Source organism: Exiguobacterium sp. s7, assembly GCF_018618195.1.
GTDB lineage: Bacteria > Bacillota > Bacilli > Exiguobacteriales > Exiguobacteriaceae > Exiguobacterium > Exiguobacterium mexicanum_A.
This window is the reverse complement of sequence record NZ_JACSLO010000002.1, coordinates 433414-454848: the sequence shown is the minus strand read 5'-3', so window position 1 is coordinate 454848 and position 21435 is coordinate 433414. Positions and strand designations below refer to the sequence as shown.

General features: G+C 55.1%; 20 protein-coding genes. 8 read left to right on the top strand and 12 right to left on the bottom strand.

Annotated elements, in window-relative coordinates; genetic code table 11:
- Positions 1–14 precede the first annotated feature (14 nt).
- The 5 genes from KNP79_RS04880 to KNP79_RS04860 all read left to right on the top strand — a co-directional run bounded on the left by KNP79_RS04880 (position 15) and on the right by KNP79_RS04860 (position 4777).
- Complete coding sequence (locus KNP79_RS04880) at positions 15–1163, top strand: CapA family protein (protein ID WP_235420198.1); 1149 nt, start codon at positions 15–17, stop codon at positions 1161–1163.
- 126 nt (positions 1164–1289) lie between these two features.
- The gene (locus KNP79_RS04875; RefSeq protein WP_034777739.1) at positions 1290–2501 is read left to right on the top strand and encodes an argininosuccinate synthase; all 1212 of its coding nucleotides are present in this window, start codon (positions 1290–1292) and stop codon (positions 2499–2501) included.
- Entirely contained in the window at positions 2494–3876 is a 1383-nt protein-coding gene (argH, locus tag KNP79_RS04870) for an argininosuccinate lyase (RefSeq protein WP_034777740.1), read from the top strand. The genes KNP79_RS04875 and argH overlap by 8 nt, the downstream gene beginning before the upstream one ends.
- Positions 3877–3988: 112 nt before the next feature.
- Positions 3989–4519 (top strand): biotin transporter BioY, encoded by a 531-nt coding sequence (locus KNP79_RS04865; protein ID WP_034777741.1) that lies wholly within the window; start codon positions 3989–3991, stop codon positions 4517–4519.
- A gap of 63 nt (positions 4520–4582) precedes the next feature.
- Positions 4583–4777 (top strand): hypothetical protein, encoded by a 195-nt coding sequence (locus KNP79_RS04860; RefSeq protein WP_034777742.1) that lies wholly within the window; start codon positions 4583–4585, stop codon positions 4775–4777.
- 134 nt (positions 4778–4911) lie between these two features.
- Here the strand turns inward: KNP79_RS04860 and KNP79_RS04855 are convergent, their stop codons facing one another.
- From KNP79_RS04855 to KNP79_RS04835, 5 genes are all read right to left on the bottom strand, one after another.
- Complete coding sequence (locus tag KNP79_RS04855; RefSeq protein WP_131435199.1) at positions 4912–5760, bottom strand: sulfite exporter TauE/SafE family protein; 849 nt, start codon at positions 5758–5760, stop codon at positions 4912–4914.
- A gap of 71 nt (positions 5761–5831) precedes the next feature.
- Positions 5832–6719 carry an alpha/beta hydrolase gene (locus KNP79_RS04850; protein ID WP_215191408.1) on the bottom strand — a complete coding sequence of 296 codons (888 nt, stop codon included), beginning with the start codon at positions 6717–6719 and terminating at the stop codon, positions 5832–5834.
- Positions 6720–6759: 40 nt separating this feature from the next.
- Positions 6760–7542, bottom strand: coding sequence for an AAC(3) family N-acetyltransferase (locus KNP79_RS04845; protein ID WP_215190036.1), 783 nt, complete (start codon positions 7540–7542; stop codon positions 6760–6762).
- Between the two features lie 5 nt (positions 7543–7547).
- A complete protein-coding gene (locus tag KNP79_RS04840; RefSeq protein WP_214753220.1) occupies positions 7548–10559 on the bottom strand; it encodes an AAA family ATPase in 3012 nt (1003 codons plus the stop codon).
- Positions 10556–11662 carry an exonuclease SbcCD subunit D gene (locus tag KNP79_RS04835; RefSeq protein ID WP_214753219.1) on the bottom strand — a complete coding sequence of 369 codons (1107 nt, stop codon included), beginning with the start codon at positions 11660–11662 and terminating at the stop codon, positions 10556–10558. Before KNP79_RS04835 ends, KNP79_RS04840 begins: the two co-directional genes overlap by 4 nt.
- A gap of 105 nt (positions 11663–11767) precedes the next feature.
- Here KNP79_RS04835 and KNP79_RS04830 point away from each other — a divergent pair, with 105 nt between their 5' ends.
- From KNP79_RS04830 to KNP79_RS04820, 3 genes are read left to right on the top strand one after another with little or no spacing between them, the layout of a single operon-like run.
- Entirely contained in the window at positions 11768–13501 is a 1734-nt protein-coding gene (locus KNP79_RS04830; protein ID WP_214753217.1) for an ABC transporter ATP-binding protein, read from the top strand.
- Positions 13498–14370 carry an NAD(P)-dependent oxidoreductase gene (locus KNP79_RS04825; protein ID WP_215191406.1) on the top strand — a complete coding sequence of 291 codons (873 nt, stop codon included), beginning with the start codon at positions 13498–13500 and terminating at the stop codon, positions 14368–14370. Before KNP79_RS04830 ends, KNP79_RS04825 begins: the two co-directional genes overlap by 4 nt.
- Positions 14371–14428: 58 nt before the next feature.
- Positions 14429–14650 (top strand): DUF2188 domain-containing protein, encoded by a 222-nt coding sequence (locus KNP79_RS04820; protein WP_251132871.1) that lies wholly within the window; start codon positions 14429–14431, stop codon positions 14648–14650.
- A gap of 19 nt (positions 14651–14669) precedes the next feature.
- Here the strand turns inward: KNP79_RS04820 and KNP79_RS04815 are convergent, their stop codons facing one another.
- The 7 genes from KNP79_RS04815 to KNP79_RS04785 all read right to left on the bottom strand — a co-directional run bounded on the left by KNP79_RS04815 (position 14670) and on the right by KNP79_RS04785 (position 21383).
- Positions 14670–15317 (bottom strand): DUF975 family protein, encoded by a 648-nt coding sequence (locus KNP79_RS04815; RefSeq protein ID WP_034777756.1) that lies wholly within the window; start codon positions 15315–15317, stop codon positions 14670–14672.
- A 59-nt stretch (positions 15318–15376) separates the two neighbouring features.
- A complete protein-coding gene (locus KNP79_RS04810; protein WP_214711314.1) occupies positions 15377–16039 on the bottom strand; it encodes a copper homeostasis protein CutC in 663 nt (220 codons plus the stop codon).
- 16 nt (positions 16040–16055) lie between these two features.
- Positions 16056–16826, bottom strand: a complete 771-nt coding sequence (locus tag KNP79_RS04805) for a DeoR/GlpR family DNA-binding transcription regulator (RefSeq protein WP_034777760.1) — start codon at positions 16824–16826, stop codon at positions 16056–16058.
- 247 nt (positions 16827–17073) lie between these two features.
- Complete coding sequence (plsY, locus tag KNP79_RS04800) at positions 17074–17688, bottom strand: glycerol-3-phosphate 1-O-acyltransferase PlsY (protein WP_371743412.1); 615 nt, start codon at positions 17686–17688, stop codon at positions 17074–17076.
- 11 nt (positions 17689–17699) lie between these two features.
- On the bottom strand, positions 17700–18596 hold the full coding sequence (locus tag KNP79_RS04795) for a M15 family metallopeptidase (RefSeq protein ID WP_214753215.1): 897 nt from the start codon (positions 18594–18596) through the stop codon (positions 17700–17702).
- A 75-nt stretch (positions 18597–18671) separates the two neighbouring features.
- Positions 18672–19091 (bottom strand): acyl-CoA thioesterase, encoded by a 420-nt coding sequence (locus KNP79_RS04790; protein WP_034777763.1) that lies wholly within the window; start codon positions 19089–19091, stop codon positions 18672–18674.
- A gap of 30 nt (positions 19092–19121) precedes the next feature.
- The gene (locus KNP79_RS04785) at positions 19122–21383 is read right to left on the bottom strand and encodes an AAA family ATPase (protein ID WP_214753213.1); all 2262 of its coding nucleotides are present in this window, start codon (positions 21381–21383) and stop codon (positions 19122–19124) included.
- Between the last annotated feature and the right edge of the window lie 52 nt (positions 21384–21435).

Here is a 21435-nt window from a genome sequence, read left to right as displayed (position 1 = left end):
AAGTGACTCGTCCCTTGAAACGAGTAATCCCGTATAAACAAGCCATATTGACCTTGCCCCTCCTCTTTCTGTTCGGCTGTGCGACCGCCGACGTCGAGACGTCTACGGAGCAAACGGAGACCCCGGCACCAGAGACCGAGGCGGAGGAGCCGGCACCTGTTCCGGAAGAGCCAGAATCAGTCGTGACGACGACGTCCGTCTATGCGATTGGCGATATCTTGTTACACGACAGCGTATATAATGCCGCCAAGAGCGGGGACGGCTATGACTTCACTGCCGCCTTCGAACCGATCGCCCCGATTTTGACCGAGGCCGATATTGCCATCGCCAACCAAGAGAGCATGATTGGTGGCAGTGAGATCGGCTTATCGAGCTACCCGGCCTTCAACAGTCCGTATGAGGTCGGTGATGCGCTCCAAGACGCTGGCATCGACCTGGTGACGACGGCGAACAACCATACGCTCGATCGAGGTGTCACGGCCATCGAGAATTCGATTGCCCACTGGAACGAGATCGGTATGCCGTATACTGGTTCGTTCTTATCGGAAGCGGACAAGGCTGAGATTCGGACGTTGACGAAGAATGATATCTCGTTCGCGTTTCTCGCCTACACGTACGGCACGAACGGGGTCGTTCCGAAACAACCGTACCATGTCAACTACATCGATCTCGAGGCAATGAAGCCTGAGATTGAAGCGGCCGAACAAGCAGCCGACCTCACCGTCGTCTCGCTCCATTTCGGGAATGAATATGAGATACTCCCGAACGAGGCACAACAGACACTCGTCCAAGAGCTGTCTGACCTCGGGGTCGATCTCATCATCGGCCATCACCCCCACGTCCTCCAACCGGTCGCTTGGGTGGACGGCGCTGAAGGCAACCGAACGTTCGTCGCCTACTCGCTCGGCAACTTCCTGTCCGGCCAACAAGGGGACGATCGTAATACGGGTGGCATCGTCGGCATCGATGTCGTCAAGACCGTCGAAGCGGATGAGACGACGTTCGAACTCGCCAATCCGATGTTCTATCCGACGTTCACCCGGCGCTCTAGTGCGGACGGACCGTTCGAGGTCGTGCCGTTACAGACGGCAAAACCCGAGTTGTTCGATGCCACGAGCGAACATATGTCGCAATGGATGCCAGAACTCGAAATCGTTCAATGAAGGATCACTTTCACAAGTGATTCTTTTTTTTTGCCAAAAAAGGTTGCTTTACATGAAATCATCCGTTAGACTAAGTCGTATATTTATAAATACAGATGAATAATTATGTATAAGGGGTGTAAGGAAATGAAACAAAAACTCGTATTAGCTTATTCAGGTGGACTTGACACATCGGTCGCAATCAAATGGTTGGATGAACAGGGATATGACGTCATCGCCTGCTGTTTGAACGTGGGAGAAGGGAAAGACCTGGAGCGCATTCAACAGAAGGCACTCAAAGTCGGGGCCGTCAAATCGGTCATCATCGATGCGGTCGATGAATTCGTCAACGATTTCGCCCGTTACTCGATGCAGGCACATACAATGTATGAAGGCGTCTATCCACTCGTCTCTGCCCTATCGCGGCCGCTCATCTCGAAGAAGCTAGTCGAGGTCGCGCAAGCCGAAGGTGCCATCGCCGTCGCTCACGGGTGCACGGGGAAAGGGAATGACCAAGTCCGGTTCGAGGTGTCGATTCATGCGCTCGACCCGTCGCTTGAAATCATCGCGCCGGTCCGGGAGTGGAAATGGTCACGGGAAGAAGAAATCGCCTATGCGGCCGAGCACGGTATCCCGATTCCGATCGTCCAAGAAGAGCCGTTCTCGATCGACCAAAACATTTGGGGCCGGGCCGTCGAATGCGGCATTCTTGAGGACCCATGGGCCGCTCCACCGGCGAGCGCTTATGAATTGACGGCACAGCTCGAAGACACTCCGAACGAACCGACGTATGTCGAAATCGAGTTCAACGCCGGCGTACCAGTCGCCATCAATGGACAAGCAGCGACGTTCACAGCCATTCTCGAGCAGTTGAATATCGTCGCCGGGGCTCACGGTATCGGGAAAATCGACCATATCGAAAACCGGGTCGTCGGGATCAAATCGCGGGAAGTGTACGAAGCACCGGGTGCGATGACGCTCATCACGGCACACCAAGCGCTCGAGGCGCTCACACTCGTTCGGGAAGTCGCCCACTTCAAACCAATCGTCGAACAGAAATTGACGGAGACGATCTACAACGGTCTCTGGTACTCGCCACTGACGAAAGCGCTTCTCGCCTTCATCGATGAGACGCAACAGACCGTGACCGGTACGGTCCGGATGAAACTGTTCAAAGGACAAGCCATCGTCGACGGACGGAAGTCGCCGATCTCGCTCTATGACGAACATCTCGCGACGTACACGTCGGCCGACACGTTCGACCAACAAGCCGCCGTCGGTTTCATCAAGTTATGGGGACTGCCGACGAAAGTGCAAGCGGAAGTGCTAGCGGAGAAAGGAACGATGGTGCATGAGTAAACTATGGGGCGGCCGGTTCGAACAGACGGCCAGTGAATGGGTCGACGAGTTCGGGGCCTCGATTCATTTCGACGCCCAGCTCGTGTTAGAAGATATTGAAGGGAGCATCGCCCACGTGACGATGCTCGGGGAGCAGCACATTTTGACGGCGGACGAAGTCGCGCAAATCGTCGCGGGGTTGAAGACGCTAGCCAAGAAGGCACAAGCGGACGAATTGACGTTCAACGTCTTCCATGAAGACATCCATATGAACCTCGAGGCCCTCTTGCATGAAGAAATCGGCCCGGTCGCTGGCAAGATGCACACGGCGCGGAGCCGGAACGACCAAGTCGCGACGGATATGCACCTGTATTTGAAACGCCGCGTCCTCGAGACGATTGACGGAATCGAGGCCGTGCAGACGGCGCTCTATGACCACGCCGCTCAAAACGTCGAGTCGATCATGCCGGGTTATACACACTTGCAACGGGCCCAGCCGGTCTCGCTCGCCCACCACTTGCTCGCGTACTTCTGGATGCTCGAGCGCGACAAGGAGCGCTTCAGTGACAGCTTGAAACGGATTGACATGAGCCCGCTCGGAGCGGGTGCTCTCGCTGGGACGACATTCCCGATCGATCGTCATCGCTCGGCCGAGTTGCTCGGTTTCGCCCAAGTCTATCCGAACAGTCTGGACGCCGTCAGCGACCGTGACTTCATCTTAGAGTTCTTGTCGAATGCGTCGCTGCTCATGATGCACTTGTCACGGTTCTGCGAGGAGTTGATCCTTTGGAGCAGCGAAGAGTATCGGTTCATCACGATCTCTGACGTGTTCTCTACGGGATCGAGCATGATGCCTCAGAAGAAGAACCCGGACATGGCCGAACTCGTCCGCGGAAAGTCAGGTCGCGTCGTCGGCAATCTGATGGGACTTTTGACGATTATGAAGGGACTCCCACTCGCCTATAACAAGGACCTGCAAGAAGATAAGGAAGGCATGTTCGACACCGTCAAGACGGTTCAGGGCAGTCTCAGCATCATGGCCGGTATGATTCAAGACATGACGTTCCACACGGAAACGATGAAGCAAGCGACCGAACGCGATTTCTCGAACGCGACCGAACTCGCCGATTATTTGACGGCAAAAGGGATGCCGTTCCGTGAGGCCCATGAAGTGACGGGCACGCTCGTCCGGTATTGTATCGACCAGCGTCTGTATTTATCAGAATTACCGATCGAGACGTACCAAGCCCACTCTGAATTGATTGAAGCGGATGTGTACGAGGCACTCTCGCCGGTGACGGCCGTCAAACGCCGCAACAGTTACGGCGGGACGGGCTTTGACTCAGTTCGGATTCAACTGACAGAAGCGAAAGAGAACCTACCGACACATGCGTAAACGATGAGGACCTGGTCAATTTGCGACCAGGTCCTCATTTTTCTACTTGTCAGACGAAAAAAATGATGTTAACCTAACTTTAGTCAACGTTAACAGAAAAGGGGTTTACATATTGAAAATTCATGATTTGACACAAGTTGCCATCGGTGCCGCCTTGCTTGCGAGCATCGGCTCCATTGCCATCCCGATCGGTCCCGTTCCGATCACCCTTCAAATGCTCGGCATCATGACGGTCGCTTCCGTGCTCGGCGCCAAAAAAGGTGGTCTTGCCGTCGTCGTCTACTTATTGCTCGGCTTGATCGGTCTACCCGTCTTAAGTGGATCGGGCGGGCTCGCCCCGTTTGTCGGTCCGACGGTCGGTTACTTGATCGCCTTCCCGATCGCTGCCTTTTTGATCGGTTGGTTATCGGAACGGCATCGTACGTTCCCCGCCCTCGTCGCTTATAACATCCTAATCGGACTCGGCTTCGTCTATGTAGTCGGCAGTCTCGGTCTCCAAGCCGTGTTCGGACTGACGTTCATCGATGCACTCAAAGTGAATATCCCGTTCATCCTCGGTGACTTGATCAAAGCAGTGTTAGCTGCGGGCATCGCCTACAAAGTCTCAACGAACCCGCAAATGCGCAGAACCCTCGCCTCGTGAAGGTTCAAACGTTTCATCGGAAAGAAGAGGTGGAACGTATATAGTATGGAAGGGGGTGTCCTGATGAGCGATTCAACGTTTAAAAAGCGCTTGATGAAAGCGACCCATATCCATCGCTCCCCGAAAGGACAGCGTCGCGGGAAAGACGAGCCGCAACGTGAAAAACGCGACACCGAGGCGTTCGAACGACGGTTGCGTGAAGCGAAGAGCAAAGTCGGAGAGATTCAAGAGAACATTGACCATATCGCCAGACGTTAACACCCTGTCCTCGGACAGGGTTTTTTGATGCGCTTCAGCACACGTTATACCGATGGTGATGTTCATATGTAGGATATATCATGCTCCGACTATCCCTATAAGAAAGACCCTCGTCTGTAGACGAGGGTCGATCATCACTTCGAACGCGGCCGGATAAACAGCGCGACAATGAATGAGAGCGCGAGGACGACGAGTAGTCCGAGCGAGATGTCGTTGAAGCCGAGCAAGTTGAGTCCGACGCTGATGGCGACAGCGACATAGAAGCCACCGAGCGCCTTTTTGACGAGTTGCGAACTGAACCGTTGCAACTGCTTCGCCCCGATCGGTGAGCCAATCATCGCCCCGGCGATGAGCGCGAGACCATGCCAATAGTTTGCATCGGCCCCGGCGACGGCATAGTTGATGACGCCCGAGACGACGATAAGGAACGCCGCGGCGATACTCGTCCCGACGGCTCGTTTCATCTCGGTATTGAGCAGTTTGACTTGAAGCGGTGTCAATACGAATCCGCCGCTGACACCCATGAGTGACGAGATGAACCCGCCGAACAACCCGATAAAACCGAGGCGTGGGACCGACTCCGAGCCGACACTTCCTTCTTCATGTTGCTTCGACCGGAAGAACGAGACGGCAAAGTACGTCAGTAGCGCGATGTAGGCGAGCGAGATGACCGGCTTCGCACCGTCGAGCGTCTCAAGGTAGAACACGAGCGGCGTCGCCACCCACGTCCCGACGACACCGAAGGCGCCAATCATGAGGGCATGTTTCGGATTGACGTTCTTTAATTTAAGATGGGAGATCGTACCGGCCGTGGTCGACCCGAGCGTGAGCATCAGACTGAGCGCGATGGCCGCACTCGCCTCGTATCCGAAGACGAGCAGCAGCGGCGTGAGTAAGATCCCGCCCCCGATGCCGAAGAATCCGCTCAAAATCCCGATGAGCGTTCCGAGCAGTAGAAACGATAGTAATGCTGTGACATCCATGAATAAACCTTCTTTCTTTCCTTTTCATAACTAATCATAACAAAAAAGGAGCGCTTTATGGCGCCCCTCGTTTATAATACCTTCTCTAAAAATCCGAATACTTTTTGACGATACTCGGTTTGGAACGAGCGATGCGACTGCACGTGCCCATCATTCTCGGTCACCCACAGTTCGACTTCCTCCCCGGCCTCGGCCAATTGTTCACTCTCGCTCACAGGGATGGCATCATCGCCCTCACTATGAATCAACAACACCGGTGCCTCGATTTGAGCGATATCGTCAATCGGCTTGACCATATCCGCATCGAGACCTGTGAACCACGGCGTCACCGTCATGATGACCGGTGTGAACGGAAAGTTCGGTAAATCGCTCCATACAGGCAAGTTTGTCTCGAGGTAGCCCCGGAGGTCACTGAACGGACTATCGGCGATCACAGCGGCCACGTCGGTCTCATCAGCCGCAGACAACGCCGTCGCCGCGCCCATCGACACCCCGTATAAGACGATTGGACCGTCCGAGCGTTCTTTCGCATAGGCGATCGCGGAGGCGAGATCCGCTTGTTCTTTCGCCCCGACCGTCACACGGTCACCTTCCGAGATGCCTGACCCCCGAAAATCGAACGTCAGGAACTGATATCCTTGTTCATGAAACTCCGGAATCAATTCTTTGAGCGGCAAATCGGACTGCTCGCGGTTCTTCCCATAACCATGTGCGAACACGATCGTTGCGCGCGGTGTCGGGTGCGGGATCCACCACCCGTACAAATCGTGACCATCCTCGGCTTCGATGGTCACATTCTCGTATTTGACACCTAACGTCTTCGGCGTATACGTCAACGTCTCCCGTTCGGGCGACGTCAACTGATCGCCGATGTGGGCCGAGATGCCCACGACGGCGAGAAACACGATGAGAAGCAACACACCGGTCGCCACCCCTATATATTTAACCCAACGATTCATCGCACTGCCCCTCTCCATTGTCCACTTGCTTTCAGTTGACTCATCGGAGCCAACTCCGTAAAGCGATTAACGCATGTTGCACCGGTTCCCATGTCTCAGACGGAATGACGTAACACGTCGCTTCCTCAATTTGAAACGTCGTCACATCGGCACGTCGGACGATATTTTCACCGATTGGACCGAACGGGTCACTGTTGACATCCGTATGGTCGAATGTCTTCCACACCCGCGCCCCGTCCTCATAAAGCGCGCACCCAAACGACTTCACCGGTCCGTCAATTCCATACTCGGCATAATGCCATAACGTCGTCGCATCGAGCGGTGAACCGAGATGTAGGATTTTTGCATTACGCTCGATCATGCGTTCGATTGGCGAACCCGGCCCAAAACCGACCTCAAGTGTATGTCCAGCCACAATCTCCTCGGCACCATTCCCCCACGCAGCGACCGACCACATCGGATGATCGCTCCGAAACACGTTCGGATACGTACGGAACAGTTCCGGGACACGGCCCATGCCTCGAGTCGGTGTCTTTTCCTGGTCATACGCCGGCATTTCCTCCCGGATCGTTGGCCACCACTCGACTGGGACGGGTGGGGCTTCCCATTCAGCCGGGTCTGAATTATCACTGCTCTGGGTCGCCATCATGATCAGCCCGTCCGGACCGACCGTATCTTGGAGCGCCTCGATGACGGTCTGAGCCCCGCCACATACCCATCCGAGCTTTGATAAGGACGTGTGGACGAATAGGGTGTCCCCCGGCTTGACGCCGGCACCCTGTAAGTGGGCAACTAAACTTGTTTTCGTTTCGATATGTTTCATCGGATTCACTCCACGATGAGCTGGATCGTCGACCCGCTCCTTGATTTTTTGACTTCAATCCGGGCGTCGACCCGGTCCTTCAATTCCTGAACGTGACTGATGACCCCGACGAGCCGCCCGCTCGATTGGAGCGACATGAGAAGCTCGATCGCTTGGTCGAGCGATTCAGCGTCGAGTGTCCCGAACCCCTCATCGATGAGCATCGTCTCAAGGCTGACCCCGCCACTCAGTTGCTGGACGACTTCGGCGAGTCCAAGGGCGAGCGACAATGATGCTTTGAACCCTTCCCCACCCGACAGGTTTTGGACGCGGCGTGACTGACCCGTATAGGCGTCAAAGACTAATAGTTCGAGACCGGACTTGGCATTTCCTCTCGCCGTCTCGATTTTCCGCTCCAATTGGAACTGTCCGCTCGTCATTTGATCGAGATGGACGTTGGCCGCATGGAGAATTTGATCGAAGAACGCCGTCTGCACGTACGTCTCGAACGTTAACTTTTGCGGATTCAGTCCTCGACCGGTGTCGGCGATCAATTTGACCGTCTCCAGATTCCGTTGATCCTCATCCGTCTTCTCCCGGAGCGCGTTCCATTCGGCTACGATGTGACGATGACGTTTCAATTGCCCGTCCGCCGTCACGAGTTGTTCGGACAGCGCTTCGAACGAACGGTTCTCCTCGTGCAACTTCTCCTGGAGCCGTTCAAGGTCTGGTCGCGGACGGTCCCCGATTTTATCGTTCAGCGCCTTGACGGCGTGTTCGAGCCGGACACCTTCCTCCAGCTCGGTCGCTTGGCGTTCGCGCAGCTCGGGCAGTTGCTCGACGCGCGCGCGATACTCCTTGAACACAACTACAGTCAACTCAATCTTCTCGAGAGCAGCCTCCAGTTCAGCCGTCGCTTCGGAAAGACGAACATGCTCGAACTCGAGTTGTTCACCAAGGAGACGGAGTCGCTCCGCTTCCCCCCACTTCAATCGATTCAATTCTTCAAGCCGACGTTCATACGTCCCCACGTTTCGTTCGATGTGAGTGAGTCGCGTCGCGAGCTGATTCCGCTCGGTCTGCAACATTTCTAACGTCGTCCCATCCGGTTGACGCATCGACTGAAGCTGCTCTTGGACGGTCTGGAGCTGTTCGAACAACTTCTGTCGTTCATCTGCCTGCACACGCTTCGCCGTCTCGAGTTGCTTCAATTCGGTCGTGGTCGCGCGCAAGAGACGCTCCATCCGTTGTCGTTCTTCGGCTTCTTGACGCAACTGCCGGACGCGGGCGTCTTGGTGTTGCATCGCAGCGTCAGCCGCACCATCGAGCTTCAATTCGAGTCGAGCGAGATCACGTTCACGTATCAGCTCATCGAGCTGGCGTTTGAGCGCCCGATAATCCGCCCGAGCTTCATGGAGGTCGGCCTCGATCCGTTTCAGTGTCTCGATGGCTGAGCGATGACCGGCTTGGTCGATGGACGTCCCCGTTCGCTCGGCGTGTCCGTGGGTCAATGAACCGCAGACCGGACAAGGTTCCCCCGCTTCGAGTTGCTCGCGCAGCGTGTCGGCCATGAGCGCATGCTCGGCCTCGACGAATTGGTCGACTTGTTTCGTCTGGGCAGTGAATTGTCGCTGGACTTCCTTCCCGTTGCGTTCACAGGCACCGAGTCGTTCCGTGACCTCTGCCACTTTCTCCTCGAGCCGAACCTGATGTTGGAGCTGACTATACAGCCGTTCGGCCTCGACGAGTTGGTCTGGGGCCGGTGCGTGTTCCAGCTTAGCCGCAAGTTCGCCTTCAGTCGCTTGGAGCTCCTTGAGACGCGCTTCTTCTGAGAACAGGCTGAGCGGCTCCAACTGGCGTTTCAAGTCATCCCGACGTCTCGTGGCCCGGTGCCATTCGTCGACGTAGGGCAACATCTCGTCAATCGCATTGACGCGACTTGTGGCTTGATCTGCCTCCTGGCGCATGGTCGTGATGGCTTCTGCTTCTGCCTTCAACTCTTCCAGCTGTCTCGTGTAGCCTTCGTCTCGTTGACGGGATACATCGCGTTCACGGGTCAACCGTTCGATGTCGTGACGCACCGTTTCGGTACGTTGATAGAGCGGGCTGACGCTTGCCACTTGTTCAAGTCGTTGGATGAGCGCCTGGCGTTCTTCGCGCTCCTGTGCCGCTTCGCGGAATGCTTGGAGCGCGGTCGCGCGCACGTCCCGCTCTTCCATCAACTCGGCGAGCACGGTCGCCTGATTCACTTCTCGACGCAGCGCCTCGAGCCGTTCCTCACCAGTCCGGCGTTGTGCCTGTAGCGAGTCCCTCGCCGCCAAGAGCCGCTCCTCCCGGGCGTCGAGCCACGTCACGATTTCAGGCAAGTTTCGGGTCGACATGTCCTCGACGGCATCGTCTTCGAGTTCCAACAGTTTTAAGCGCGTCGTCTCGACCGCCCATTCGACTCGTTTGCGGTATTTGCCGTAACGTTCGATCCAATCTTCCTGAAAGGCACGGTACGCCTCCGTCTTGAAGATCGATTGCAGAATTTGTTGCTTCTTCGTCGAATCGGAATCGAGGAGCTGACGGAACTGGTTCTGCGGCAACAACAAGATTTGGCTGAACTGCTCATAGCTCAGTTGCAACAACGATTCAATCGTCTGTTCGACGTCGTTCACTTTCGTCGCAATCGGTTTCCAAGCGTCTTTCCATTCGTAGAGCACCGCCTCGTGCGGGATCGGCGTCTTATTTTTCGGGTGCGGCTGTTGTGGTTGGCGGACGATCCGATACCGTTCGTCGCGGATCGTGAACGAAAAGTCGATCTCGGTCTTTCGCTCCGGGTCCGCATATTGGCTTCTAAAATCACTCGCGTTTCGGAGCGTCCCACTCGCCCGTCCGTACAGCGCGAACGTCATCGCGTCAAAAATCGTCGTCTTCCCGGCACCGGTCCGGCCGCTGATGACGAACATCGAACGGCCTTCAAGCTGCGTAAAATCGATTTGTTCTGTCTCGGCGTAAGGACCGAAGGCGGTAATGGTCAATTGTTCCGGTCTCAAATCGATTCCTCCCCTTCTAAGAAGCGTTGCACCGTCGCATCGGCATCGCGGCCGTGGACGGCTTTAAAGAAGTCCATATATACATCCTCGACCGATTGCCGTTCGAGCTTCTCCCGTTCAAAGCGGGACGTCTGGTCTTGGCGACGCAACAACTCAAGTTCGAGGTGTAAGATGTTCGGATAGACGGTCCGCAACTTCGCCATCGGGTCGAATAACGCACGTTCATCGGTCAAGACGATTTTTAAATAGTCGTCGACGGCCTCGTCTTGATAAAACGACGGGTCGAGCAGCTCGTTCAACGTCCCGGTCAAGATGCGCAAGTCACGGCGCGCCTGAAGTGGACGACGTCGACGTGTCCACGTCCCGCCCCATTCGATGACGTCGACCGATTTCACATGCGTCGCCTCGGAGAACGAATATTTCATGAGCGACCCGCTGTACGCGATCCGGTCGTCGCGAATGGCGTCACGGTTATGCAGGTGTCCGAGCGCCGTATAGCCGAACGGCGCGTATAGTCCTTTGGCGACTTGCCCGGCCGTCCCGACGGACAGTTGCCGTTCGGAGTCGGTCTCGAGTCCGCCGGCGACGAAACTGTGGCCGACGGCGACCGCTCGTACGTCGATCGCCCCGTAAGAATCGACGACTGCGGCGAGCGCGTCATGGTGAGTCCGAATCGACTCGTCGCCGAACGCGTAACGGATGCGTGCCGGCTCGAGGAACGGCATCAAATAAAACGGGATGTCGTTCACGACAATCGGCCCTGTTCCCGGATCATATTTCCCGACGATATGGAGACCGACTTTCGTCAACAGTTTGGAGCTGTATTGGAGCCGCTCGGCCGAATCGTGATTGCCGGCGATGGCGAGCACGGGGATGCCCCGCTCGAGGACGAGCGCACGCCACATCTCATCGAGCAGATCGACGGCCTCGACGGGCGGCACGGCCCGGTCATACAAATCACCGGCGACGACGATGGCATCAGGCTTCTCCTCGTCGACGATGTGTAAAAATGATTCAAATAATATATGTTGTTGTTCTTCTGTCATGTGGCGACCGTGGACGATTTTACCTAAATGCCAATCGGCCGTATGTATCCATTTCATGCGACTTCACCTCTGATTCCATTCTAGCATTATTCCGGTGTACGATTCGACGTCTTGACACTTGTTTTCGAAACAGCGAAAGTTAAAAGGAAAGGGGGACGTATCATGGAGTCCACATCCACATGGCAAGCTTTTTTGCGCTTGTTCCGCGTCGCTCGACCACCGAAAGGTCTGTTCATCGGCGCTGTATTGATTTCGTTGCTCCAAGCGATGGCGTCACTCGCCATCCCGCTCATCTTGCAACGCGTCGTCGACAATTGGAGCGAGGCCGCGCTTGACGCCCGTCTCGTCGCCATCTTCGTCATCGCGTTTCTGATTCAAGTCGTCTCGAGCGCGATTTCGATCTATTGGTTACATATCGTCGGACAACGCGTCGTCGCCAACCTGCGGACGACGTTATGGGAGCATCTCGTCGCGCTTCCGATTCCGTTCTATGACGGCGTCAAATCGGGGGATCTCGTCTCGCGGCTCAACAATGACACGACGACGTTGCAGCAGCTCTTGTCCGAACAGAGCGTCCGCTTGTTGACGTCGTTCGTCTCGGTCATCGGCGCCGTCGGCATCTTATTCACACTCGATTGGCAGATGACGCTCGTCATCTTGTTCTCGGTGCCGACGACACTCTTGATTGTCATCCCGCTCGGGCGTAAACTTCGGAAAATCGCCAAGGCGACCCAACATGAACTCGGTGACTTGTCCGGGTTTTTCGCCGAACTGCTCGGGGAGATTCGGCTCGTGAAATCACAGGCGACCGAATCCGTCGAGGTCGCAGAAGGAAAACGCCGCATCGAGCGGCTCTTCGGTCTCGGTGTGCGCGAGGGACGGATTCAAGCAATCTTGATTCCGCTCTTGAACGTCACGTTGACGGCGATGCTGATCGCCATTCTCGGCTTCGGGGCTTATCGCGTCTCGACCGGTGCCCTGTCGACCGGTTCGTTGCTCGCGTTCATGCTGTACTTGTTCCAAATCATCACGCCGCTCATCACGATGACGGAGTTTATCACCCGGCTTCAAAAAGCACGCGGGGCGACCGAAAGAATCTCGGAACTGCTCGCCATCGAGCCGGAACCATACACGGCTGAGCCGTCGACGATTCGACAGTCGTCGCTCTCGTTCGAGGGCCTGACGTTCCGTTATGGCGACCAACCTGTGATTGACGACGTGTCCCTCATTGTCCCGTTCGGTGCCACGACAGCCATCGTCGGACGCAGCGGTGCCGGCAAGACGACACTGTTTGCCCTCGTCGAGCAGTTCTACCTTCCGTCGAGCGGTCACATCTATTACGGGGACCGGGATATCTCAACCTACGGCCGCAACGAATGGCGGCAAGTCATCGGCTACGTCGCCCAAGATTCGCCCGTCCTATCCGGGACGGTGCGGCAAAATATCTTGTACGGCTTGACCCGGACAGCGACCGAGGACGAGATTCGACGAGCCTGCGACATGGCCAACGCCTGGTCGTTCATCGAGTCGATGCCGGACGGACTCGATACAGAGATCGGTGAGCGCGGCGTCCGCTTGTCGGGTGGTCAACGACAACGACTCGCCATTGCCCGGGCGCTGTTACGCGACCCGCAAATCTTATTGCTCGACGAGGCGACATCAAGTCTCGACTCGGAATCTGAGCGTGTCGTCCAAGAAGCGCTCGACCGGCTCATGAAAGGCCGGACGACGCTCGTCATCGCCCACCGCCTTTCGACCGTCCAACATGCCGACCAAATCGTCGTGCTCGAGGACGGCGGCATCAGCGGGCTCGGGACGCACAAAGAGTTGCTTCGGGACAACAAACTCTATGAACGACTCGTGAAACAACAACTTTTAGGAGGCAATCAATTATGAAGACAATCGGATTTATCGGACTCGGTGTGATGGGTCAATCGATGGTCAGAAACTTAATGAAGGCGGGATTCGAAGTCCAAGCGTATACGCGGACGAAAGAGAAGGCGGCTGATTTATTGGCGGAAGGTGTCCGCTGGTGTGATTCGGTCGAAGCCGTCTGTCAAAACGCCGATGCCGTCATCACCATCGTCGGCTACCCGTCTGACGTCGAGAGCCTTTATTTCGGGGACGGTATGATTTTGCAGTCGGCCGAGCCGGGAACGCTCGTGATCGATATGACGACGTCTTCGCCGACGCTCGCCGAACGTATCGCTGAGGCAGCAATCGATCGCAGCTTACTCCCGCTCGACGCACCGGTCACGGGTGGCGATGTCGGTGCGAAGAACGGGACGTTGTCGATTCTCGTCGGGGGCGGCGAATACGCCTTCACGAAGGCGCGACCGCTGTTCGAGGCGATGGGCCAATCGATCGAACGGATGGGCTATGCCGGGAGTGGCCAATATGGAAAGCTCGCCAATCAAATCGCAATCGCCGGCATCATGATGGGCAACGCCGAGATGCTCGCCTTTGCGAAACAAGCCGGGCTCAATCCCGATCAACTGCGCCAGACGATCCGAGGCGGCGCAGCCGGCAGCTGGACGCTCGAGAACCTTGTCCCGCGGATGATCATCGAGGACTACGCTCCCGGTTTCTTCATCAAACATTTCATCAAAGATATGAAACTTGCCCTCGAGAGCGCAGACCAGTTGAACATCAAACTGCCGAGCCTCGAGTTGGCGTATAAACTGTACTCGATCCTCGAAGAGAACGGCTACGGCGAGAACGGGACGCAGGCGCTCATCGAATACTACATGCACCAAGACGTTTGAATCGGCTCGCTCGTGGAATTAGTAGTACAGAAGGGAGCGATGACAGATGCCATGGAATATGAAAGATTATCCGGAATCACTGAAAAACTTCGACCCGCTCGTCAAAAAGAAAGCCATTGATATCGCCAACGCCTTGCTCGCCCAAGGCTACTCCGATCAAAAGGCGATTCCGATCGCCACGGAACAAGCGAAAAAATGGCATGAACATGCCTCAAAAGAAGAGAAAGACGAGTTCCGTGACGCTCCCGACCCACAAAAGTCGGATCGGCACGGGACATAAAAACAACCGGTCGGCTCATTCAGCCGACCGGTTGTTCGTTTGCTTCTGTTTCTGCCTTGATTTCGACGTACAGTCCGGCGAGCGCCGTGTTGATATAAGGTTGCACGAAGATATAGGCCAATCCGCCGGTGAACAAGACGAGCACATACCAACCGATGAAACTCGCATATAGACGAAGCATCGTGCGCTTGTGCCCAAACATGAGACGGCGGCTTTCACGCATCGCGCCGAAAGCGGATAGTTCCGGGCGGTCCCGTAGGACGAACGGGACGATCCGATACGTCAAATAGAACCAGATTCCCGGCACGATCAAGAACAGCATGAGCACGTTCAAGCCGAGATAAAAGACGGCATAATACGTGACGGCACGCATGTAATCTTTGAGCGAACCGAACGCTTCGAACAGCAGACCGAACGACGGTTTCTCGGCTTTCGCGATGTCGAGGAATACCCAGTTGCGGCCAAGTTCTAGCGGAGCGAGCAAGACGGTCGCGGTGTATAGTAAACCGATCGAGACGAACAGGATGCTCGGGTCGGTCGATTCTAAATCGAGCTGCGTCGTGATGACCGCTTGAACGAGCATCGTTGCCACGACCGCAAGGAGCGAGATGCCCCAGTTCCCGGACAACATCCGAAGGGCAAATTGTTTATAGACTGATGATTGCATGACTTCACCTACTGTATCGTTTTTTTCATTATAGCAAAAAAACAGTCATCCGACTGTTTTTAGCGTGTCATCGTTTCCTTGATGGCGTTGAACTTCTGCTCATCTAGCTGTCCATCGGTCCTTACACCACTACCGACATGGACAAAGTCAATGCCTAATCGGTCGACGAGTTGGGACACGTTGTCCGCCGTGATCCCAGCGCCTGGAAGGATGTTCATTTCCGCGACGTCGTGCATCGCGCTCAACCGCTCTAAGCCCTCTAATGCCGTCGCTTGACCGCCAGATGTCAGCACATGGTCCACTTCAGGGAAATCATTCAACACGGTGATAGCGTCCATCAAATCGACCGCGTCATCAATGGCCCGATGGAACGTCAATGCCATCTCGCCCTTATGTTTAATCACTTCCCCGAGCAGTGCCTCATCGATGCGTCCGTCATTCGTCAAAGCACCGAACACGATGCCATCGGCTCCGAGCTCACGACACAGACCGACGTCTGCCAAAATCGTCTCCGCGTCCGCTTCATCATAGACGAATGAGTCTGCATGCGGACGAATCATGACGTGGACCGGAATCGTCGCTTGTTCGAGCACGTTTCGAATCGTACCGAAACTCGGTGTCGTCCCGCCAGCTCGCATATCCGCAATCAATTCGAGACGGTCCGCCCCGTAACGCTCTGCCTGTTTCGCTTCTTTCAATGTGGTCACGATCACTTCAATCATGTCTTCTGCCTCCTTATTAAGGTGCGAAGCGCCATTCGACCTCGTGCTCCGCTAACGCACGTTTCCAATCTGCGGGCTCCGGGAAATCCGAGATGATTGTCGTCACCTTGGAAAAATCGGAGACCCGATACCGCTTTTGTTGGTTGAACTGGGTATGGTCGGCCAGTAGAAAACATTGTCTACTTTGGTCGAGTACCGCTTGCGTCACGGTCGAGAGACCGTGAGCATCACACGTCAAACCGAGCGAGGGATCGACCCCCTCGACGGAGAAAATCGCCATGTCAAACATGTACGTCTTTAACTGCTGCAAGACGTGTTCGCCGACGGTGACGAGATGCTTCGGATCAATCGTGCCGCCGAGCAGTTGGATGTCCCCCGTGAAGACGCCTTTGGCCCGTTGCTCGAAGAGCGCCTTTGCCGCCATGAGTGACGGTGTGACGACCGTCAAATTTCGTCCGCGAAGTCTCGCGGCGACTTGTTCCGGGGCGACCCCATGACCGATGTAAAGGAGGGTATCATCCTCGACGAGCTGAAACGCCGTATAGGCGATGCGACGAATCCCGTCCATGTTTGAAATCATCATCGGTTGGAACGATACGCTTTGATGCAGCACCGCCCCGCCATACACCCGTTTGATGCGATGTTCTTTTTCAAGTTCTTCTAAGTAGCGGCGGATCGACTCCCCAGAGACGTTCAACCGTTCAATCAACTCACTCGTCTTCACTTTGCCTTCTCGTTCAATCCATTCCACAATCTTTTGCTTACGTTCTTCTCCAATTAAAGACACTTCCCTGCCTCCTCCGCAAATATCGCTTCCTTTCTCAGTGTAGCGAACGGATGTAAATTTAACGTAAACAGAAAGTAAAGAACGGGCAAATCCAACAGATTTTTCGCTCATTTCGACGAAAATCAACAGAAATCCACAAAAAAAGACAGTCGAATGTTGACGTCTTGCTTTCAATCCCGAGCGCATCTCATGAAAATGACCGACCTTCTCTCCGTATCCTCCGAGATCTTGCCGGTCATCGAAACATTCATTTTCGTTTTTGGAACAGTGGTACTTTCGGTTCAGTGCCGGAGCGAATCCGCTGCCAGTTCGTGCGGTGTTTGATGATGATGAACAAGGCGAGCGGAACGATGACGATGAGCGGTAGCCAATCTTTCGCGATGACACCATACGTGACGACGGTCACGAGCCCCACGGCTGCGGCAGCCATCGAAGATAGCGATACCATCTTCGAGACGAACAGCGTCACGAGGAACGTCCCGACGACGACGACGAAAAACCATGGGAACGCCGCGAGCAGAACGCCCGCACTCGTCGCCACCGATTTTCCGCCTTTGAACTTGGCAAACACCGGATACGAATGACCGATGATGGCCGGGATCCCGGCGAGGAGCAAGCTCATCTCGCTCCCGAAGAGGAGCGGTAATAGCGCTGCGACCAACCCTTTACCCATATCCCCGAGCAGAACGAGCGTGCCGGCTTTTTTGCCGAGCACACGGAACGTGTTCGTCGTGCCCAAATTCCCACTCCCATGCTCCCGGACGTCGACCTTATAGCCGAGTTTTCCGACGATAAGAGCAAACGGAATCGCACCGAGTAAATAGCTGATTAAAATGATGATGATTTCTGTCATGTAAGGCATCGCAATTCCCCTTAATCCATTAATTGCTCGAGATAGTGCTCAAGCGGGACGTTCGCCTTGTGGACGTCAGTCGCATGCTCTACCCCGATATAGCGTAAGTGCCACGGTTCGTACATATAACCGGTTTCGGCCTCATATGCACGTTGATAACGGACGATGAATCCGTACGTGTGGGCATTGTCGGCCAACCACTTGCCCTCTTTCGTCTGTTCTAGACTTTGTGTCAATTGATAGCCGACCGAGGCGCTCGAAACATCGATGGCGAGCCCGGTCTGATGTTCCGAGTGTCCTGGTGGTGCCGAATATTTCATCGCCTGTTCTTTCCCGTCCCGAGCGACATAGTTATTGAACAGTTGCACTTGATAATCGTAGGAACGGAACGCACTCGTCCCTTTTAACTCAATGTCGGCCGCTTTCGCGCCCGTCATGAGCTTCTCGATGGCCTGTGCCGCTTCTTTACGAAGCATCTTCCGCTCCCCGGTCGCCGATTCGACGAAATCGATATTCGCCGTCACGAGATCGGCTGGTTTATAGCCCGCTGGCAAGGCGATTTGCTTATTGACAAGGATGAGTGTGTCGAGCTTCAAATTCGCCGTCCCATTCTGTTCAAGCGGTTCGCTCGGCGCTTCAGTCGGCTCCTCTACAGGAGGCGCCTCGGCAACCGGCACTTCTTCTTCAGGCTGATCCTCGGAAGGCTCTTCCGCTGTCGGTTCCTCCGTTTCCGGAGTCGGTTGTTCTGCTTGCTCGTCTTCTTTATCCGTCGGCGTTTCGGCCGGAGTTTCTGTTTGTTGTTCGGTTTCGGCCGGTTTGTTCTCGGCTTCTTCCGTTTTGCTTTGGTCGCTTGTGGTACAGCCCACTAATGTGAGCGTCAAGGCGCAGCACACCATCAGCATAGATGGTTTTCGCATGCGATCTTCCCCTTTCATTGTACAAAAAATACCGTCAAGATATGATACCATACTGACGGTACAAAAGAACCACTGTTATAAGACGGGACTCATGACGCGCATATACATGTCATGCCACTCAGGAAACTCACGATCGAGTCGAATCGGTTTGAAGTCACCGCGTTTGACGACGACATGTGTCGTCTTCGCCGAACCGACGAGATGACCGTTTTGATCAGTCAACTCATAACCATAGACCGTCCGGACCTTCGAATAACTATCGACCCAAACTCGTACGTGGACTGTATCTCCGTACGTCACGCTCTTCTTATAATCGACCGAGACGTTCGTCACTGGGGAAACAAATCCAGCTTCCTCCATGTCTTTATATTCGACCCCGAGCTGGCGCAACAATTCGGTGCGTGCCATTTCAAGATATACTAAATAGTTTGCATGATAGACGATGCCCATCATGTCGGTCTCCTGATAGCGGACCGGAATCTGAATCGTATGCATTGAATCGTCCTCACTTTCAACTTGATTATATTATAACTTGGTCTTAATATCTACTTCTAAAATCTGATTCAATTCACTGTCTTGTGACGATGCTTCGATCAAACGATACGATTGTCTCGCAATCGCTTCATCGATCAACGATAGGGCCGTCCGTGCATTCGGTCGGTCGATTTCTTTTAGACGGTCAAGGAGTGCCTGACTGACATCTTCATCACACGTATAGCCGAATTTTGCGGCATACTTCTTGGCGATATCGACGATCTGTTCAAGCGAGTAGTCCTCGAAGTGAATCGTCCGCTTGATCCGGCTGTTGAGCCCTGGGTTTGAGTTGATCAGGCGACGCATCGGCGCCTCATAGCCCGCCATCACGACGACGAGGTTGTCTCCATGCTTTGGCATCTCGTCAACGAGCGTATCAATCGCTTCGCGCCCGTAGTCGTTCGGCCCTCCATTCAGGCTGTATGCCTCATCGATCAACAACACGCCACCGAGTGCATCGCGAATCGCGGCTTTCGTTTTTTGTGCCGTTTGCCCGACATAGCCGCTGACGAGATCGGCCCGGCTGACGACTTTCAAATGTCCGCGTTTTAAATATCCTGTCTTCTTCAAAAGCTGGGCGTACAGGTGGGCGAACGTCGTTTTTCCGGTCCCGCTGTTCCCGACGAGGGCGGCATGGAGCTGGACGGGTGCCGTCTTCAACCCGAGTTCACGCCGACGCTTCTGAATCGTGACGAGTGCCTCGATCTCGCGCAGTTGACGTTTCGCCTCATCCATCCCGACCAAATCGTCGAGTGTCGGACCGGACGTATCCTCGGTCGCATCCATATCAAAATCGACTTCTGTCAGGAGGGCCATCTCGTCGAGTGGGGCATCGGCACCAAATCGCGACCCTTTCTTGAACATGGCGTCGAGTAGAATGTTGTGCACCGTCCGCGCGTTGCCGAACGTCGCGTCGACCCGTTCCCGGTCGATTCGCGCAATCAAGGCGCGCTTCGCTTCGACCGTCAGGACGTAGTTGTTCTCCGCCGCCACTTTTTCACCGATGGCGACGAGTTCGTCATCACTGTAATTCGGGAGCTCGTAATGGTTGGATTCCGGGAAGCGGGAACGAAGTCCTGGGTTCGCAAGCAGAAAATGACGCATTTCTTCCGGGTAACCGGCGAGAATCACGACAAATTTTCCCGCATACTCCCCGCTCGTCATCGCGGCGACGAGCGTGTCGATGGCTGCTTGTCCATAGTCACTCCCACTCGCATCTTGACGTTTCAAGGCATACGCCTCGTCGATGAATAAGACACCGCCCTCGGCTTCCTTCACCTTGTTCATGACTTGTTCTTCCGTTTGACCGACGAACGCACCGACGAGACTCGACCGGTCCGCCTCGACGACATCGGGACGTGCGAGCAGACCGAGCTCGAAATAAATCTCGGCCATGAGACGCGCGAGCGTCGTCTTGCCGGTCCCTGGATTGCCGGTGAACACGAGATGGAGTGAAGGTTGGTGTTTGGACGAGAACCCCGCTTTCTCACGCTCTTTCTGGAACAACAAGAACCGATACCATGCTTTGACACGTTGCTTCACGTCAGACAAGCCAATCATCGACTCAAGCGACTCAATCGCACTCGACCGTGTCGCTTCAGTTTGTTCTGGTAACAATGCAACAATCGCGTCGAGTCGTTCCTTGACGAGACCGACTCGTTGGCCGAAGCGGTGAAACGCCTCGCGGCTGAAATAATTCCCTTGCATCGACGCCAAGAGTGAGGCTGTGTCGTCTTCGAGCGCGGCCACTTCTTGCATCGCTTCGATGACGACGATGAACAGACGTTCGAGTTGCCCTTTAAACTCCGAGTCCCGTAAATCAGATTTGGCGCGGTCAATCTCATCGTGAAGCTGCTCGAGATGTTCGAGCAACTCGGATGTCTTCGACTCATATTCGGTCAATATTTGAACTTTCATCGACGCGTAATCCGTCTCACGCAGCTTCGGCCACTCGACATGCAGCTGTTGCTTGTGGCGCCGCAAAAGATCATACAATTGACTGACACGAAGGGCTGGCGGCAAAGCACCGAGCGACTCCAACTCTTTCACCCAACGAGTTAACAGCGGGTCGATCGACTGACGGTGCTGTAACCGTCTCGTCGCGAGTAGTGTCAGTGTGCGAATCAATTCTTGGCGATGCCCGGTCGCGCGTGACCAATGGGCGTAAGACAGGAGAGCCGCTTCATCGACGCGCCCACCTTCTTCCCAAGCCGTCAAATCGGTTTGGACTTGCTCCAAGGTGATCTGTTTCATAATATTCTCCTTTTTAGACGACAAAGGAGCCGACGTCTCAGTCTGCTCCTCG

Coding starts and splice junctions, on each gene's coding strand:
- plsY (WP_371743412.1), bottom strand. CDS start 17,688: ATGCCTTACATGACAGAAATCATCATCATTTTAATCAGCTATTTACTC.
- KNP79_RS04815 (WP_034777756.1), bottom strand. CDS start 15,317: ATGCAATCATCAGTCTATAAACAATTTGCCCTTCGGATGTTGTCCGGG.
- KNP79_RS04810 (WP_214711314.1), bottom strand. CDS start 16,039: ATGATTGAAGTGATCGTGACCACATTGAAAGAAGCGAAACAGGCAGAG.
- KNP79_RS04855 (WP_131435199.1), bottom strand. CDS start 5,760: ATGGATGTCACAGCATTACTATCGTTTCTACTGCTCGGAACGCTCATC.
- KNP79_RS04845 (WP_215190036.1), bottom strand. CDS start 7,542: ATGAAACATATCGAAACGAAAACAAGTTTAGTTGCCCACTTACAGGGT.
- KNP79_RS04820 (WP_251132871.1), top strand. CDS start 14,429: ATGAAAGATTATCCGGAATCACTGAAAAACTTCGACCCGCTCGTCAAA.
- KNP79_RS04875 (WP_034777739.1), top strand. CDS start 1,290: ATGAAACAAAAACTCGTATTAGCTTATTCAGGTGGACTTGACACATCG.
- KNP79_RS04850 (WP_215191408.1), bottom strand. CDS start 6,719: ATGAATCGTTGGGTTAAATATATAGGGGTGGCGACCGGTGTGTTGCTT.
- KNP79_RS04830 (WP_214753217.1), top strand. CDS start 11,768: ATGGAGTCCACATCCACATGGCAAGCTTTTTTGCGCTTGTTCCGCGTC.
- KNP79_RS04785 (WP_214753213.1), bottom strand. CDS start 21,383: ATGAAACAGATCACCTTGGAGCAAGTCCAAACCGATTTGACGGCTTGG.
- KNP79_RS04860 (WP_034777742.1), top strand. CDS start 4,583: ATGAGCGATTCAACGTTTAAAAAGCGCTTGATGAAAGCGACCCATATC.
- KNP79_RS04825 (WP_215191406.1), top strand. CDS start 13,498: ATGAAGACAATCGGATTTATCGGACTCGGTGTGATGGGTCAATCGATG.
- KNP79_RS04790 (WP_034777763.1), bottom strand. CDS start 19,091: ATGCATACGATTCAGATTCCGGTCCGCTATCAGGAGACCGACATGATG.
- argH (WP_034777740.1), top strand. CDS start 2,494: ATGAGTAAACTATGGGGCGGCCGGTTCGAACAGACGGCCAGTGAATGG.
- KNP79_RS04835 (WP_214753219.1), bottom strand. CDS start 11,662: ATGAAATGGATACATACGGCCGATTGGCATTTAGGTAAAATCGTCCAC.
- KNP79_RS04795 (WP_214753215.1), bottom strand. CDS start 18,596: ATGCGAAAACCATCTATGCTGATGGTGTGCTGCGCCTTGACGCTCACA.